Annotated in this window: 18 protein-coding genes; 8 read left to right on the top strand and 10 right to left on the bottom strand. The window is 63.9% G+C overall.

Going from position 1 to position 15,607, the window contains the following annotated elements:
• Positions 1 to 329: 329 nt before the first annotated feature.
• Positions 330 to 500, bottom strand: a complete 171-nt coding sequence (locus ATE62_RS22770; protein ID WP_082662608.1) for a DUF1328 domain-containing protein — start codon at positions 498 to 500, stop codon at positions 330 to 332.
• Between the two features lie 252 nt (positions 501 to 752).
• Between ATE62_RS22770 and ATE62_RS23190 the strand changes: the two genes are divergently transcribed.
• From ATE62_RS23190 to ATE62_RS04975, 4 genes are all read left to right on the top strand, one after another.
• The gene (locus tag ATE62_RS23190) at positions 753 to 920 is read left to right on the top strand and encodes a hypothetical protein (RefSeq protein ID WP_156420427.1); all 168 of its coding nucleotides are present in this window, start codon (positions 753 to 755) and stop codon (positions 918 to 920) included.
• Positions 921 to 1,092: 172 nt separating this feature from the next.
• The gene (locus tag ATE62_RS04965; RefSeq protein WP_058806885.1) at positions 1,093 to 1,647 is read left to right on the top strand and encodes a type 1 glutamine amidotransferase domain-containing protein; all 555 of its coding nucleotides are present in this window, start codon (positions 1,093 to 1,095) and stop codon (positions 1,645 to 1,647) included.
• A 102-nt stretch (positions 1,648 to 1,749) separates the two neighbouring features.
• Positions 1,750 to 2,490 (top strand): Crp/Fnr family transcriptional regulator, encoded by a 741-nt coding sequence (locus ATE62_RS04970; protein ID WP_058818444.1) that lies wholly within the window; start codon positions 1,750 to 1,752, stop codon positions 2,488 to 2,490.
• A gap of 20 nt (positions 2,491 to 2,510) precedes the next feature.
• Positions 2,511 to 2,774, top strand: a complete 264-nt coding sequence (locus ATE62_RS04975; protein ID WP_058806889.1) for a DUF6894 family protein — start codon at positions 2,511 to 2,513, stop codon at positions 2,772 to 2,774.
• 54 nt (positions 2,775 to 2,828) lie between these two features.
• On the opposite strand, the gene ATE62_RS23195 is transcribed toward ATE62_RS04975, so the two are convergent.
• On the bottom strand, positions 2,829 to 2,978 hold the full coding sequence (locus ATE62_RS23195; protein ID WP_156420428.1) for a hypothetical protein: 150 nt from the start codon (positions 2,976 to 2,978) through the stop codon (positions 2,829 to 2,831).
• A gap of 189 nt (positions 2,979 to 3,167) precedes the next feature.
• Between ATE62_RS23195 and ATE62_RS04980 the strand changes: the two genes are divergently transcribed.
• Both ATE62_RS04980 and ATE62_RS04985 read left to right on the top strand, forming a co-directional pair.
• A complete protein-coding gene (locus tag ATE62_RS04980) occupies positions 3,168 to 3,365 on the top strand; it encodes a CsbD family protein (RefSeq protein WP_058806891.1) in 198 nt (65 codons plus the stop codon).
• A gap of 89 nt (positions 3,366 to 3,454) precedes the next feature.
• The gene (locus ATE62_RS04985) at positions 3,455 to 5,401 is read left to right on the top strand and encodes an AsmA family protein (protein ID WP_058818445.1); all 1,947 of its coding nucleotides are present in this window, start codon (positions 3,455 to 3,457) and stop codon (positions 5,399 to 5,401) included.
• A gap of 8 nt (positions 5,402 to 5,409) precedes the next feature.
• Here ATE62_RS04985 and ATE62_RS04990 read toward each other — a convergent pair whose 3' ends face one another.
• From ATE62_RS04990 to ATE62_RS23200, 5 genes are all read right to left on the bottom strand, one after another.
• Positions 5,410 to 6,465, bottom strand: a complete 1,056-nt coding sequence (locus ATE62_RS04990) for a sensor histidine kinase (protein ID WP_058806895.1) — start codon at positions 6,463 to 6,465, stop codon at positions 5,410 to 5,412.
• Between the two features lie 20 nt (positions 6,466 to 6,485).
• Positions 6,486 to 6,935 carry a response regulator gene (locus ATE62_RS04995; protein WP_058806897.1) on the bottom strand — a complete coding sequence of 150 codons (450 nt, stop codon included), beginning with the start codon at positions 6,933 to 6,935 and terminating at the stop codon, positions 6,486 to 6,488.
• Positions 6,928 to 8,430, bottom strand: a complete 1,503-nt coding sequence (locus ATE62_RS05000) for a sensor histidine kinase (protein WP_058806899.1) — start codon at positions 8,428 to 8,430, stop codon at positions 6,928 to 6,930. The genes ATE62_RS04995 and ATE62_RS05000 overlap by 8 nt, the downstream gene beginning before the upstream one ends.
• A 202-nt stretch (positions 8,431 to 8,632) precedes the next feature.
• Positions 8,633 to 9,190 carry a lipocalin family protein gene (locus tag ATE62_RS05005; protein ID WP_058806901.1) on the bottom strand — a complete coding sequence of 186 codons (558 nt, stop codon included), beginning with the start codon at positions 9,188 to 9,190 and terminating at the stop codon, positions 8,633 to 8,635.
• Positions 9,187 to 9,444, bottom strand: coding sequence for a hypothetical protein (locus tag ATE62_RS23200; RefSeq protein ID WP_156420429.1), 258 nt, complete (start codon positions 9,442 to 9,444; stop codon positions 9,187 to 9,189). The genes ATE62_RS05005 and ATE62_RS23200 overlap by 4 nt, the downstream gene beginning before the upstream one ends.
• A gap of 102 nt (positions 9,445 to 9,546) precedes the next feature.
• On the opposite strand from ATE62_RS23200, the gene ATE62_RS05010 reads away from it, so the two are divergent.
• Both ATE62_RS05010 and ATE62_RS22775 read left to right on the top strand, forming a co-directional pair.
• Positions 9,547 to 10,785, top strand: coding sequence for an NAD(P)/FAD-dependent oxidoreductase (locus ATE62_RS05010; protein ID WP_058806902.1), 1,239 nt, complete (start codon positions 9,547 to 9,549; stop codon positions 10,783 to 10,785).
• Positions 10,786 to 10,852: 67 nt separating this feature from the next.
• Complete coding sequence (locus tag ATE62_RS22775; RefSeq protein WP_082662610.1) at positions 10,853 to 11,269, top strand: GFA family protein; 417 nt, start codon at positions 10,853 to 10,855, stop codon at positions 11,267 to 11,269.
• Between the two features lie 317 nt (positions 11,270 to 11,586).
• Here ATE62_RS22775 and ATE62_RS05015 read toward each other — a convergent pair whose 3' ends face one another.
• From ATE62_RS05015 to ATE62_RS05025, 3 genes are all read right to left on the bottom strand, one after another.
• A complete protein-coding gene (locus tag ATE62_RS05015; RefSeq protein ID WP_058818446.1) occupies positions 11,587 to 12,306 on the bottom strand; it encodes an alpha/beta hydrolase in 720 nt (239 codons plus the stop codon).
• Between the two features lie 297 nt (positions 12,307 to 12,603).
• Positions 12,604 to 14,256, bottom strand: a complete 1,653-nt coding sequence (locus tag ATE62_RS05020; RefSeq protein ID WP_058806906.1) for a tannase/feruloyl esterase family alpha/beta hydrolase — start codon at positions 14,254 to 14,256, stop codon at positions 12,604 to 12,606.
• Positions 14,256 to 15,590, bottom strand: coding sequence for a spinster family MFS transporter (locus ATE62_RS05025; protein WP_058806908.1), 1,335 nt, complete (start codon positions 15,588 to 15,590; stop codon positions 14,256 to 14,258). Before ATE62_RS05025 ends, ATE62_RS05020 begins: the two co-directional genes overlap by 1 nt.
• Between the last annotated feature and the right edge of the window lie 17 nt (positions 15,591 to 15,607).

Genomic DNA, 15,607 nt, shown 5'->3' on the forward strand with positions numbered 1-15,607 from the left:
GCGGCTGCGTCCTTCCCGCCTCGTGCCGCACGAACCGCGCTCCGCGCTGCCATCCGCTGGGACGCAAGACGCGCGCGATCGTCTTCAGACAATGCCGGGTTGATATGCGCCAAGGGGGCGACCGCGAACCTTGAAGGAGCGGCCATCGGGCGTAACCGGATAATGGAAGGGTGGCTTTGCAAGGACGGCCTGCCGCCCACGCTACGCGCGCCCTGACATAGTCGTGTGCCGGCGACCGAAGGGTTGGCCGCCGGCACCCGTGGGGGAAGACGGAAGGAGGCTTCCATCATCCCCGGAAGGCGGGGCTCCGAACTGCAGAGCCCGGTAGATCATGGCAGTGTGCGGCGACCGCGCCCGAAGACGAAGGCAACAACGAAAAGAACGACGCCGATGACGAGAAGAATCTTCGCAAAGTCGGCCGAGAGACCGGCGATGCCACCGAAGCCGAGCAGCGCTGCGACAAGGGCGACGACGGCGAAGATGATGGCCCATCTGAACATGATATTTCTCCCGCTGTTGGGCGCGTCCTCGCGCCCCGCGCGCAAGCGAAGAGGCAGCGAAGCACGCCGTACCATTCATCCGAAGTGGATGTGCACGCAACGCAGACGAACATATTTGGTTCCAGCAATATCGCTGACAAATGGGTTTCATAACATAGATTAAGTTCATGATTTTAATGGAACAATTGCCCATCCAGCGCGTCTCCATGAGGCCCACACCCCCGAGGGCAACACCGCGAAGGAGAGGCCATCATGGCGCAGAATAACCAGCAGGGCGGCAACCAGCCCAACCAGAACCCCGGTCAGGACGGCCAGCAAGAACAGCAGGATCAGACCCGCCGCCAGCCGAACCAGGACCAGGACGACAATCAGGGTGGCAACCAGGCCGGCCGCGACGACGAAAATCGTCAGAACCGCTGATCATCCAGCGACAGACGAGCGCGTTTGCGGCGCTCTCTGGGCCGGGCCGTCGCTCCCGCACGGTCCGGCTTCGCTATATCGGGGAACGGCTAAATCCCGAGCGACGTGACGACACCGAAACGCGCTGGTCCGCCGTCCCCCGCCGCCGATATCATTCGAAAAGGAAATTCCCATGAACGCGCCCCTCGCCGCTCGCCGCATTCTTATCATGGCAACCGATGGATTCGAGCAGTCCGAACTTGAGGTTCCGCTCGAAAAACTGAAGGAGGCCGGCGCCGAGGTCCGGGTCGCGTCTCTGAAAGAGGGACAGATCAAGGGGTGGGACGACGATAATTGGGGCGACGAGATCGACGTCGACTTGCTGATCGCGGACGCCCGCGCCGAAGATTTCGACGCACTTGTACTACCCGGCGGCCAGATCAACCCCGACCTGCTGCGCGTCGAGGAGGAGGCGATCGCGCTCATCCAGGCTTTCGCCGACGCCGACAAGCCTGTGGCAGCGATCTGTCATGCGCCCTGGCTGCTCGTCGAGGCGGGCCTTGCGAAAGGCCGCAACATGACTTGCTACAAGTCGATCCGCACCGATGTTGCCAATGGCGGCGCCCAAGTCTTTGACAAAGAGGTCGTGGTCGACGGCAATATTATCACCAGCCGCTGTCCCGACGATCTGCCGGCATTTTGCGACGCAATCATAGAGACCGTGGTGCGTGTCGGCGCCGATGCCTGAGACGTGGCGAGCCCCCTGTCAGCCCCGCGGGAACCATGACGACGTCGCTCGCATTTCGGCAGCGGATGTACCGTCAGACGTTAGATGAGGAGAGCTGGCATAATGTTCGATCGGGATATGGCGCCGCCGGGCATGGCGATCTTTCTTGCGAAGCTGCTCAGCCACAGCCTGCTTTCGACCGAGGACCAGGCGGCGATCGCCGCTCTTCCGCACCAGACGCGGCGCCTCGAGCCCAACGACTATATTTTGCGCGAAGGCGACCGGTCCGATATCTGCCCGGTCCTGCGGTCGGGCTTCGCTTACCGGCAGAAGATAACCGAGGGCGGCGGGCGCGAGATCGTCTCGATCAAGATCCCGGGCGACCCGCTCGACTTCCAGTCGATGTACCTTCGCACCGTCGATCATAATCTGCAGGCACTGACCGCCGTCGAACTGACCGTCATCATGATTTCGGATTTCGAACGCCTGGTACAGGCGCGTCCCGCGATCGCGCGCGCCGTCATGGTCGACATTCTCATCGAAGCCTCGATCGGCCGCGAATGGCTTCTCAACAATGGCCGCCGGAATGCGCTCGCGCGTCTCGCGCACCTCTTTTGCGAGCTCCACTACCGGCTGCTCGATACCGGCTCGGGCGGCCTCGACATTCACAAAATGCCGCTCACCCAGGAACAGCTCGCCGACGTGCTCGGTCTGACCCCTGTCCATGTGAACCGGACACTGAAGGCGCTGGAACGCACGGGCGCCATCGCCCGCGACGGCCGCGGTATTCGCATCGCCGATCTGCAATCATTGATCGGCACTGCGGAATTCTCCGACCTCTATCTCCACCGCGACCAGCCCTGACCCCCGAAGGAGCAGACGAGATGGGACGTTATTTCTTCCACACCCGCGATGGGCACCGCGAGATCGACGAAGTGGGTCTCGACCTTCCCGATGACAGGACCGCAGGATTGGAGGCGGTACGCTATGGCGGAAGCCTTCTCGCCGACGACCCTCATATTCTGCGACACGACCAGGGACTGCGCGTCGAGTGCGTCGACGATGCAGGAAAGCTCTTATACACGCTGCTGGTCACCTCGGTGGACGCAAAGGAAAATCTCGCAACCTTCGCGACCGAGAAAGATTAGGGGCGAAACGGGCACGCGCGAGCGGTCTTCCAGATGCGAGAAACCGGACTGCCATCAGCGGCTCTGACGATTCTGATCGTCGCTTCCGCCCGGGTTCCGGTCGTCGATGCGCTCCTTGCCCGGCGGACGGTTCCGGTAGTCCTGCCGTTCCTGCTGGCGACCGCCGGCCGGCTGATTGCCGCCCTGCTCGTTGTTCCGAGCCATTTGCCTGTCGCCTTCCTGAAACTGCCCGAAGCGGGCATCCAGAGAGGCTTTCCGGACCCTAATGTTCCATTTAAATCATAAGTTTAATCTATGTTATGCAAGTCGTTCGCACGCTGCACAAATTCAGCTTTCCGAGGAACAGGCGCCCCGCCCCCGCGTTAAACGATCGAACTTCAACGGAGACCGATCATGAACAGCGATACGATCAAGGGCAATTGGGAACAGGTCAAAGGCCATGTTCAGAAGAAGTGGGGCGAACTCACCAACGACGAGCTCGACCAGATCAACGGCAACCGCAAGATTCTGGCTGGTAAAATCCAGGAAAAATATGGTCGCGCGCAGGATGAAGCCGAGCGCGAGATCGACGAGTTCGAAAACAGCTACTGATCCTTCCTGGATCGAAGAAAGTCCGCGCGGCCCTGTCGCGCGGACTTTTCCGTGCCCGGGTGGGAGCGGGCAAGGCGACAGGGGGCAAGATGACCACGACAACCAGCGGCACGCTCTTTCGTCACGGAAAGTTTGGGTTCGACGCTCTCTCGCGCCGCGCGAGGCTCGCGGCGGGCGCGGGCGGCGCTTTTCTGATTATCGGCGCCCTCGGAATCGGGGCCTTTCCCGTTTCGGTGCTGCACGGCACTGCCGAACGCCAGCTTGGCGAACATTTCGGCGCCCCGGTCCGCATCGGCGCCCTGTCGCGTGCGGAGTTTTTCTCCTTCACACCCACGCTCGTCGTCGAGGATGTCAGCATCGCGCAGCCGACGTGGGCCGGCACAGGGTCGCTTTTCAAGGTCAGGCGCGCGAGCGCCCGGACACCGATCCTGTCACTGCTCTTGGGTGACCCCGCCATTCGCTCGCTGGACATCGTCGGGCTCGAAGCCAATCTCGTTCGCGACGCCAATGGCAAGAGCAATTGGGAAGGCTCCGGGGATAAGAGACCGGATGAGGCCGACCGCGAGCTGAAGCTCGACGCGCTGAGCATAAGGGACAGCCGCTTCAGCCTACTCGACGCAAAGCGCCGTCTCGACATTGCCGGAACGCTAGAGGCAGCGGCGGACCGCAGCGTCACGCTGCGCGCCGAAGGCCGCTTCGACGGCGTTCCTGCGCGCCTTATAGCAACGGGCGCACCGCTCGGAGCCGCAAAGGGCTCGGCGTCCTGGCCCTTTTCGGCCAGCCTCGCGTCGCCGACGTTCCGGCTCGATGCCAAAGGCACGATGGCGGGTGGGCTGAACATGCGTGAGATGGATATCGAGATGAGTACGCGGGGGCAGACTCTCAAGCAACTCGACTATATCATCGAAGCGGGGCTCTTCGGCACTCAGGATATCGACTTCGAGGGCAAAGTCCGGCGCCGCGGGCCCGACTGGTTCATCGACAGGCTCGGCGGCATGATCGGCCGCTCGACGATCCATGCGAAGGCAAGTGTCCTCAAGCGCGAGGGGCGCACCAGGATCGACGCGACGATCGATGCGCCGCAATTCGATTTCGACGATCTTGCAGACGATGCAGGGCTCGCGGCGGCCCGCGTGCGGGAAGCCCGGACCGGTCCGCGCATCATCCCCGAGACGCGCATCAACCTCTCGAAAATTGGGCCCACCGACGGTATCATAAGGTTCAACGCGCCGCGGCTCCTCATCAAGGGCGGCTCGGCCTTCCGCAGCCTCAAGGGCGATCTCGTTCTGGAGAAGCGCGTGCTTACGCTTCGCAACGCCGTTGCCGGCCTCGACAGAGGGCAGATGACCGGCTGGGTCAAGGTCGATTCCCGAGGCAACGCCCCCCTTCTCTCCACCGAGCTGCGGGTGACCGGCACCTCGCTCGACACCCTCGTAGGGCAGCCGTCGATGATCCGCGGGCCGCTCGAAGGCCTGGTCCGCCTGCAGGGGCGCGGCGACACGATCCGCGCCGCTTTCGCCGGCGGCAACGGCAAGATTGCCTTTGTCGCGCGCGGCGGCGCCATGAACCGGGCGGCCGCCTTCATCCTGGGGCAAGATCTTGGCGGCGCGATCGGACAGAAGCTTGGCGACGACGACGCGATGGTCCCCATCCGCTGCGCCGTCCTCGCCTTCACTGTGCGGCAGGGTCTCCTCACGCCCGCGCCCTTGCTCATAGACACCAGTATTTCGAAAGGCGCTGCACGCGGCCGGATCGACCTCGACGGCGAGACGATCGCGCTCATATTCGGCGGTGCATCCAAGGGTGACGCCGCACTCAAGCTCGTCGATCCGATCAGGATCGGCGGAACGCTGTCGAGCCCGTCGATCACGCTCGCGCCGCCTGGAAAGCCCACTGGCAAGTCGGGCGGAATCATCGGCGCGATCGGGCGCTCGATCGGAAGCGCCCTCGGATTGCGGAAGGATCACGGCAAGCCTCCCACCCCGAGCGCAGCGCCCGCCGATTGCGACGCGCTCGCGGGCAAGGCGCTCGCCTGAATCCCCGCTCAGTCGCGTAGTTCGCGCGCCGCGAGCGGAAGCACTATCCGCGCGCGCATCCCTTTCCCTGTCCGCTCGCTCGTCCCGTAATGAACCTCGGCGCGGTGCGTCCTTGCGATAGCGGCGATGAGCTTCGTACCGAGTCCCGTGCCCTGCGCCGGCCGGTCGCTCGCGAAACCCGGACCATCGTCCTCGACGCTCAACTCGATCGATCGGTCGCCGACACGGCTGAGCCCGATCCGGATTTGCCCGTCGTCCGCCACATCATAGGCATATTTGCAGGCATTGCTGACCCACTCATTGGCGATCATGCCCAGCGCGACGGCCTTGTCGGTCGCGATCCGCAGCGGCTCCACCTCGGTCCGCACGTCGCGGCGCGCCGCGCCCGTCGACCAGCTCTCGCCAAGATCGGCGGCGAGGCCCGCCAGATAATCGTCCATGGCGACATATTCGACGTCATTGGTCGTGTAGAGACGGCGGTTGACCTGCGCGACGGTCGCAATCCGCTGCTGCGTCTTCTGCAGCGCCTCGCGTGCCTCTGGATCGGGCAGCGTTTTGGCCTGCAGCGCGACGAACGACATGATCATCTGGAGATTGTTGGCGACCCGGTGATTGACCTCCTTGAGGAGCGCCTCGAGCCGTGCATTGCTCGCGCGCAATTCCTCTTCGGCCCGCTCGCGGTCGCGGCGGAGGGCTGCGCGTTCCAGAACCTGTCCGAAGGTGTTCGCGAGCAGATCGAAGAAATCCGCGCCCACGGATTTCACGACATAGTCATCGGCGCCCGCCTTGAGCGCGGCCACCGCGACACGGCTTTCCTCCGAGCCCGTTACATAAACGACTGGCGGACAGCCCGCGATCGCGCGCAGGGCTTCGAGCGTCGCAAGCCCGTCCTGCCCCGGCATATAATGATCGACGGCGATCAGATCGAAACGTCCGTCGCGCGTCATCGCCACGCCCTCGGCACCGCTTGCCGCCAAGCTGACTTCGAACCCGTCGCGCGCAAGGTTGCGCGAGACGAGACGCCTTATGCCTTCGTCGTCATCGATATAGAGGATATGCGCCATGGCGGCGGACGCCCCGCTTCTCAAGCCGGATCCGGGTCGGGGACCTGGATCACCGAAAGGAAGAGACCGAGTTGGCGGATCGCGTCGGCGAAATTTTCGTAGTTCACCGGCTTCGTTATGTAGACATTGCAGCCGAGGTCGTAGCAGCGCTGGATTTCGACCTTGTCGTCGGTCGTGGTGAGCACCACCACGGGCGTGCGGCGCAGCGCGCTGCCGTCGCCCTTCAATCGGGCGAGGATATCGGTGCCGCTCATGTCGGGCAGATTGAGATCGAGCAGGACGAGCGCCGGACCGTTGCGCGCGGGTCCGTCCTCGGCATCATAGAGAAAGGCGAGCGCCGAGGTGCCGTCGGTGAAATGATGGATCGTATTCGAGATACCGGCGCGGCGGATATTCTTCTCGATCAGCCGGGCATGACCTTCGTCATCCTCGATCATCACGATGTTCACGGGTTGTTGTTGATCAGGCATTTTCATCTCCGCCTTTCCATTCGATCGGCAGACTGAGACGGAAGGTCGACCCCTCGTCCAGAACCGATTGCACGTCGATCGTGCCGCCGAGGCGATAGGCGAGCGCCCTGGCGTGTGCGAGACCGATGCCCTCACCGGGCTGGTCCTGTGTTCCCGACCTTCGGAAAAGGTCGAATATGCGGTCATGGTCGCGCGGGTCGATCCCGCGGCCATTGTCTTTCACCTCGACGAAGGCCCGGCCATATTCCGTGCCCCCGCTGACGGTGATGACGCCGGCGCGTCCGGGCTTCAGATATTTCAGGGCATTTTCGACGAGGTTCGAGAGGATTTGCTCGACCGCGAGCCTGTCGTTCACGATCCCCGGTAAATCGCCGATCTCGACCCGTGTACCCGTCTCCTGGATGCGGTGTTCGAGACTCTCGGCGATCCCTTTGACAAGGATGCCAAGGTCGAGCCGCTCGGGGGCCAGCGAGCGCCTTCCCTGCCGCGAGAGATTGAGGATCGCGTTGATGAGGCGATCCATCTTCTGCGTCGAACTTCGGATGAAATTGATCGCCTCGGGGAGGTCCTCCTCGATCGCGAGGCGGGTCGGCCCATCGGGGGCCTGCCACGTCCCGGCATCGCTCCGCGCGAGATAATCGGCAATCGCCTTGCGGGCGGCCTCGAGTTCGGCGGTGAAGCCCATCACGTTGACGAGCGGCGACCGCAGGTCGTGACTGACGATATAGGCAAAGCGCTGGATCTCGGCATTGGCCCGGCTGAGTTCGGCGGTCCGCGCGTCTACCAGTTCTTCCAGATCTTCATTCAATATCCGAAGCTGCTCGCGCGACTCGCGAAGCTCGGCGAGATTGCGGCGAATGAGAAGCAGGGTGACGGCGGCGACCGCCACGATCAGCATTCCGGTCAGCAGCAGCGTGGTGTTGAACAAGGCCTGAGTACGCCGCTGCTCGGCCTCACGCTCGCGAAGCAGTCCAAGCTCCTCCGCCAGCATCGCGTCGACGACGCTGCGAACCTCGCGGACATAAGCGACGCCTGTATCGGTCATGAAACCCTCGACAACCGCGCGGCGCGCGGCGGCATCGGCGCCAACCGCTTCACGGTTATAGGCCTGATAAGCATCGAGAAGCTCGCGGAGGCGCGCGGCGCGGGCGCGCTGCCCCAGATTGTCACTGATTAGCCCATCGAGATCCTTTACCTGCGCGATAGCACTCCGCTGCGCAGCCGCCATGATACGGGCGAAGGCAGGATCGTTGGTGAGGAGAAGCCCGCGGCGCGCGGTTTCCATCCGTTCGTTGACACTCGCAAAGGAGCCGAGGCGCGCCTCGACCGCGAGTGTGTGCGAGACGAGCTGCGCATTCTCTTCATTCTGCCGCTGCGTCCAATAGGTCGCCGCCGCAGCCACGAGCAGCGCGGCGAACCCGAGAGCGAGCAAGGCGATGATAACACGGCTCGCACGCCTGTCGCGTCCGAGCGACGCGAGCTTTTCCGATCTCATGTTATCCGGTTCCCCCGCGCGGCGATCTGGCGTCGGTGCATGGCGGGGGATCGGGCCGGGCGCAAGCCCCCGGTACGACGCGGCACCAGCACGCCGGGCCCAAATTTAACATGGATCAATCTGGCGTCGTCAGCGGGACCGTCGGGCGGCGCCGCACCCACCTCGTCGCTCCCGCCAACCTGGCGCGAGAGGCGGATATGACCTACTGCGCCGTGATCCGGACCAGCGACCAGTCGTAGCCGAACGACCGCACCCGGTCTTCGAGATGCTCGAGAATCTCGGGGCCGGGCCGGGCCTCGCGGGTCAGCGCCCAGAGATACCGGCCAGATGGCTCCCCGACGATCGACCAGTCATAATCGTCGCCATGGTCGAGAACCCAATAATCGCCTGCGAAAGGCCCGAAGAAGCGCACCTTCAGCTTGGCGTTGGTCGCCCTGTCGACGACCTTTGCCTTACCCACCGACTTGTCAAATTTGCTTACCTCGCCGCCCCTGCGTCCGCGGTTGACGACGCGAACGCTGCCGTCGGGACCCAGGCTGTAATCGGCGGTCACGGCATCCATGCCTTTCTGGAAGGAAGCCTCGTAGCGGAACTGCTCGTACCAGCGGCCGCCGTAACGAACGAGATCGACCGGCTTGGCGGGTTCGGGCACGGCGGGGTTCCCGACGGGTCCCGGTCGCGGAATATATTTCCAGGCCGCCCAGACGACAGGCGCCGTGACAGCCGCACCGAGGGCTGCGATGATTGCCGGTTTCTTCATGAAAGCTCCTTTCGTTCGGGAGAAGCGCTGCCGACGGGCGCAAAAAGGAACCCGCCGAAGCGGGTCCACAGATTTGCTGCCGTTGCCAGCTCGGGAAGATTATCGATCGATGCCCACTCGAACCAATGACAAGGCCTGATAGTTGCGGCGAACGGCATGAATATATTTTCGGCACTCGCTGAAACTTTTCGATCCGATTCCGGTTTATAAATCCGCACGGGCCGCACGGAGATCTGGCTGTCTGCCGGCGCCATGTGCTAAGCATGCCGCCGCCCGCGGGGCTCTCCTGGAGCCGCGGGCGGCACATGATGTGCTTCTTCCAAAAACACCCTTTTCCTCTTGCGGCGCCCCCCTCAATGACGACGAACCAAGTCTCGCCGACCGAGCGTCGCGATCTGCGCACCGGGCGCTCGATCTGGATGGATCGGCGGAGACCCGCGCTCAAGACCCAACACCTCGAACAGGACGCGGTGTGCGGGGTGCTGGTGATCGGCGCAGGAATTTCAGGCGCCCTTATTGCCGAATCGCTGTCCGAGGCCGGCCATGAGGTCATCGTGATCGACCGACGCGGTCCCTCGCTGGGATCGACAACCGCGTCCACCGCGATGCTCCAATATGAACTCGACACGCCGCTCAGCCTCATGGCGGACAGGATCGGGCATGATCGTGCGGCCCGGATCTGGCAGCGCTCGCGACTGGCGGTCGATGCGCTGCGCGAGCGCACTGAAAGGCTCGGGCTCGACGTGGGAGCCGCGACGCGCGGCTCGGTCTATCTCGACGGCAATATCCTCGATCCGGCCGGACTCGCGCGCGAGGCCGATGCGCGGCGCCGTGCCGGGTTCGAAGTCGAACTCATCGGCCCCGCCGAGACCGAGCGGCGCTATGGCATCCCCCGCCGGCACGCGATCATCGGCCATGGCAACTATATTGCCGATCCGCGGCGACTGACGATCGAATATCTGCGCGTCGCGCAGGCGGCGGGATGCCGCATTCACGCGCCCTGCGAGGCCAGCGCGATCGAACCGCATGACCGGGGCGTTACCGTGCGAACGCGCGAGGGGCATGTCGTAAAGGCGCGCCATCTTGTGATCGCGACGGGCTATGAGCGCCTCAAGGGAATCCCGTCGAAGGGCAATTATATCATGTCGACCTGGTCGATCGCCACCGCACCCCAGCCGAAAGCGATCTGGCCCGGCGCCGATCTCATATGGGAGGCATCCGACCCCTATCTCTATGTCCGCACCACGCCGGACGGTGCCGTCATTTGCGGCGGAGAGGATGAGCCGTTCGACGACGAGGAGCGGCGCGACGCCATGATCGGGGCGAAGGCCGAACGCCTCGCGACCAAGCTCAGAAGACTCCTGCCGGGCCTCGATCCCACACCCGCTTATGCCTGGACGGGAAGCTTCGGCAACAGCCCCGTCGGCACGCCGACCGTCGGCCGCATTCCGCGCATGCCGAACTGCTATGCCGCGATGGGCTACGGCGGCAACGGCATCACTTTTTCGATGATGGCGGCGCAGCTTCTGCGCGGCCTGATCGGCGGATACGGCGACTGCGACGCAGAGCTGTTCAGCTTCTACCGGCCTTTTTGACCCCGCTCTGACGACCGCACGGCGGGCACCGCTTGCGTGTGCCGCTTCAAAATGATGTAATCGCCTTATGACCAGAGAAGCGGCGTGCCACTGCCGAGCGGTCAGGCTCGAATGCACCGGTGAACCGGCCAAGATCTCGTTATGCAACTGCCTCGATTGTCAGCGTCGTACCGGATCGCTCTTCAGCGTCGCCGCTTTCTTCCCGCGTGGATCGGTCCGGCAAATGTCTGGCGATTGCGGCACATTTCGCCGGGACTCGGCGAGCGGATTTCCGGTCACCTTCCATTTCTGCCGCAAGCGCGGAACGTCGCTCTGGTGGGAAGCCGAGCGCCTCCCCCACCTTGTCGGGATCGCTGCCGGTACGTTCGAGGACCCGGCATTTCCCGCGCCCGCGCAAGCGGTGTGGACGAAGGATCGGCATCATTGGCTTGCATTCCCGGACACTGTGCCGTGCTCCCGCGAGAACCCGGCACCGAGGCCCTGATCCCTGAATATGAGGCCGCCCATGCAGCCGCCACGTTCCGTGCAGCGTACCGGATCATGGCCGCGACCGTTTTCGATCCTGTGGGAAACAAAATGGCGCCCGTCGGGCTGAAACCCGACGGGCGCCAGTAATGAAGATTCGTCCTCGACGAGGAAGAACGCTTCTGGGTCGCAGGGGCGCCACTATATCGGCCAACCACCCGATGATTGTATCGAAACGCCAAAACAGGCCGATACGGACGGTCGCGTAAGCCCGGCCCCGGCGAACGGAGACCAGACGATCTGCATTCCGCGTGCGATGATTTGCCAGACGGTTCTTCAACGATGGTTCAGGCGGCGAGGATCGGCCTGCTCCACCTCGATCCCGGCAGCGCGCTTGCCCTCATCCATCGCACTGCGAAAGGTCAGGACGTTTTGGTCGATCCAGCCGGGCGGCGACAGCTGTCGTCCAAGAAATCCCAGCGCATCTGCCATGCGCGGCAGGAGCGATGGGCCGACATGATCGGCACCGTGTACCAGTCGATATTCGTGCGCGAGCCCGGCGTCGAACAGGATCCGGTGCAGATATTCCGCACCTTCGTAGAGATAGAGCGCGTCTTGGTCGCCGACCTCGATATAGATGCGAAGATCGAGCAATCGGCCGGGCGCAACGCTCGCGATCGTCGCGGGATTATTCGCCGCCCAATAGCCCCGATCGACGGGGTTGCCGAACATCGGACGCAAGGCGCGCTCCGGCCGCCAGAAGCGCGTCTCTGTCCCCGCCCCTGTCCATTCCAGCGCCGCCTCGATCGCAGGCTCGAGCGCGATGACGCCGGCAAACAATTCAGGATGCTTGAACGCGATCCGGAGGCTGCCGAGGCCGCCCATCGATACGCCTCCGATGAAGGTCCGCTCGCGTAACACTTCGACATGCGCCGACCGGCGAACGAAGGGCAGCACATCGGAAAGGATATAGCTTTCCCAGCGCTCGCTACTGTCGAGGAAGTCCATATAGAGCGAGCGGCGCCCGCTCGGGGTCGCGATGACGAGCGGCGGCACGCGGCCAGATGCAATTTCGCGGTCGAAGACGCTCTTGAAGAAGAGTATATCTTTCTCGCTGCCATTCCCCCATGGAGCCAAAGAAGCAGCGGGTACGCGTCCGCGCGCGCGGCATCATAGCCCGGCGGTTCATAGATCGCGACGCCGACATCGCCCGGCACGTTGGACGACGCCAAATTGTGAAACCCTATCGTCCCTTCGGTATCTGGCGCGGACGCTAAGGCAGGCACGGCGACCGACGCTACCGAGCCCGTCGCAACGAGACCCGAAAACTCCCTGCGGTTCAGCATCCGTCCCTCAACGCGCGCCCGGCGCGGCGCAGCTGAAATTCCTCGCTGAAGTGGTCGAACCCCAGCCGCGGTATACTGCTTTTTTGGGATAGGAACACAGCGGCCGCTGCATTTCCACCTTTCCGGCATCGTCGCTCGCGAACTTCGTCGCGATGATGCTCTCAGGCGCCTTGCCGCCATCGGCCCAGTCGATCAGCGCCGAGAAAATGTCGTGTCCCGCGTCATAGCCGGGCGGCTGCGGCGGGATACCGAGCGTGCCATTGAAGGCATCGGGACCGGCGCCACCGCCGCAATGCATCATACCAGGTGCGAGGAACAGGCGCGCATTATTTGCCAGATTGTCCACGCCGCCGAAATCCTTCGCATGCCGTTCGTAAAAGGCGACCGACTGCCCCGGCGCGACGAGCGTATCGGCGAGCCCATGATAGACGATCAGCTTGCCGCCGCGGGCGGCAAATGCCTTGAGACTGCCGCGCGTCGCATCATTGACGATCGCGTCCAAACGCCGATCGACCAGCGGCATGTCGCGGTCGAAGTCAAAGCTCTTCCAGTCCCAGTCCGCGCCGAACACCCATTTGAACAGGGCGCCGAAAGGCGGTTGTTCGTTGATCGGCTTCTGGAGAAAAGCCCAGCCGAAGGTGTCGGGCATCTCGCTACCGGGCAACCAGCCGAAGTAGCTTGTCTTGCCTTCCGCGGTTCGTGGACCCGAGTAAAAAGCGCGGGCGGTCTCGACCTCAGCCGGCGTGAGACAAGCGTCGGACGCCCCGCCCTTGCAAGCGAGGACAGCGGGATCGAATGTGCAGCTCATCGGATCCGAGACGAACCGGTCGCCCGCAAGGCCGTGCCCCTGCTTCCAGCAGGTAGCGACCGCGGCCTTGTTCAGCAGTCTGAGCTTGGTATCCGATAGCAGGCTGCCCGGCGTGCGATGCGCGGCGGCATAGTCCCATAAGACCGCGGCATGGCCCCAGGTCCGGTTCATGACCGGCGCGCCGACGAGAATCCCGTCATAGTCTTCAGGATAATAGAGCGCCTCTATGAGCCCCTGCTGTCCACCGGTCGAGCAGCCGGTGTAATAGGAGCGTTTCGCCGCCTGACCATAGAAGGCATTGGTGATCGCCTTGCCGGTGGTGGTCATGACATGGGTCGAGAGCCGTCCCCAGTCGCGCCATTTGCGGTCATGGCCTATGAGGGCATCGCCCTCCAGCGGCGTCGCGGGCGCCGTCCCGGCATCGGTCGTCGCGGTCGCAAAGCCGCGCCGCAGACCATCCGCCATCCCCGAATAGCCGCCCGCGAGTATGCCGGCGAAGCCTCCGTTGCCATTGCCATGGAAGACGCCGGCCCATCCCTCCAATGGCAACCAGATTTCGACGCCGATGTCGGACCCGGGCGCTGAACGGACGTGCGCGACGACACGGCAGAAGCTGCGATATCCCGCCGTATCGCCGGCGATCGACGTCTCCGCCGCTTTGCCCGGCACAAGGACCGCGCTCGTTATGCTGGTGTCGGCAAGCTTGAGACCGGCGAGGCTCGCGCATCGCGCCTCGGGCGCCTCGATCGCGGACACTGCCCTGGAAACCGGCGCTTTCGCCGCAACGTTCACCGGAACCAGCGATCCCGCCGCGACGCCCGCCAGCAGGACGATGCCAGATATCCGCCTCATTATTGCCTCCCGAGAATTGATGTGTCCGCCGGGCCGGTCTCCGATTTCCGGATCAACCGGGCGAGCCAGACGAAGAGCAGCGCGGCGACGAGATACATCGGCGCCAGCGCATAATAGGCCATCCGCAACGCATGCTCGCCATGGTCGGCACGGAAATAATCGCTCGCCATACCGACGAAGGTCGGTCCTAGGCCAAGGCCGATCAGGTTCATGACGAGGAGCAGCAAGGCGCCCGAAATCACCCGGGCGCCGGGATCGACTTCGCCTTGAACGAAGGTGACCGTCGCGGGAAGAAAGAAGGAGTTGAGGAAGAGCGGCACGAACAGCAGGGCGAGCGCGGTCTCCCAGCGATCGGCAGCCGCAAAGCCGAGAAAGAATGGCAAAGCGAGGAGCAGCGAGAGCGCCGGAATGCTGGCATAGGCGGCCTTGTTCTTCACGGCGAAGCGGTCGATCAGCCGACCGGCGACGAAGATGCCGGCGCCCATTCCGAACCCGACCGCCAGCGCATACCAGATCGCGACATCTTCGAGCGTCATCCCCTTCTCGCGCATGAGGAAGAGGGTCGCAAAATTGCTGAGGCCATAGGTGATGAAGTTGGCCGCACCACTCGCCAGCGCCGCGACGGCCAAAACGCGGTTGCCGAAGAAGGCACGGATCGCCGATCCGAAGCTTTGTGCGGGAGCGGCAGTCGCCGTCGGCGCCGGCACCGGATCGAAACGGCCGCGTTCGGGCTCGGGAATGACCAGATAGACGATGATGGCGGTGAGCACGCCGATCGCACCCACCACATAGAAGGGGATGCGCCAGTCATAGGCGGCAGCCAGCGATGCGCCGAAGGCGACGCCGAGCGCCGAACCGAGTGGCGGCCCGAGATTGAAAATGCCCATGGCGGTGCCGCGCTGCTCGCGGGGATAAGTGTCCGAGATAATCGCATAGGATGGCGGCACCCCGCCCGCCTCTCCGACGCCGACCGCCATGCGCGCAACGACAAGCTGGCCATAATTGGCGGCCATGCCGCACGCGGCGGTTGCGGCGCTCCACAGGCCGCAGGCGATCGAGAGAACCTTTACCCGGTTCGTACGGTCCGCGAGCCACCCGACCGGGATGGCAATGAAGCAATAGAAGAGTGCGAAATAGAAGCCCGTGATCCGGCCGAGTTGGCTGTCGCTGATCTGGAGGCTGTCCTGAATCGGCTTTGCAAGGATCGATACGAGCTGCCGGTCGAGGAAGTTCAGCACATAGACGAAGCAGAGCATGCCGAGCGCCAGTCCCCGGTTGCCCGCCTCGCGGGGAACAGTGGGCGCGGCTCCGCCCCGATGTTGCATGCTGTCCATAAGCCTCCTCCCTTCGC

This window comes from Sphingopyxis sp. HIX (assembly GCF_001468285.1).
GTDB lineage: Bacteria > Pseudomonadota > Alphaproteobacteria > Sphingomonadales > Sphingomonadaceae > Sphingopyxis.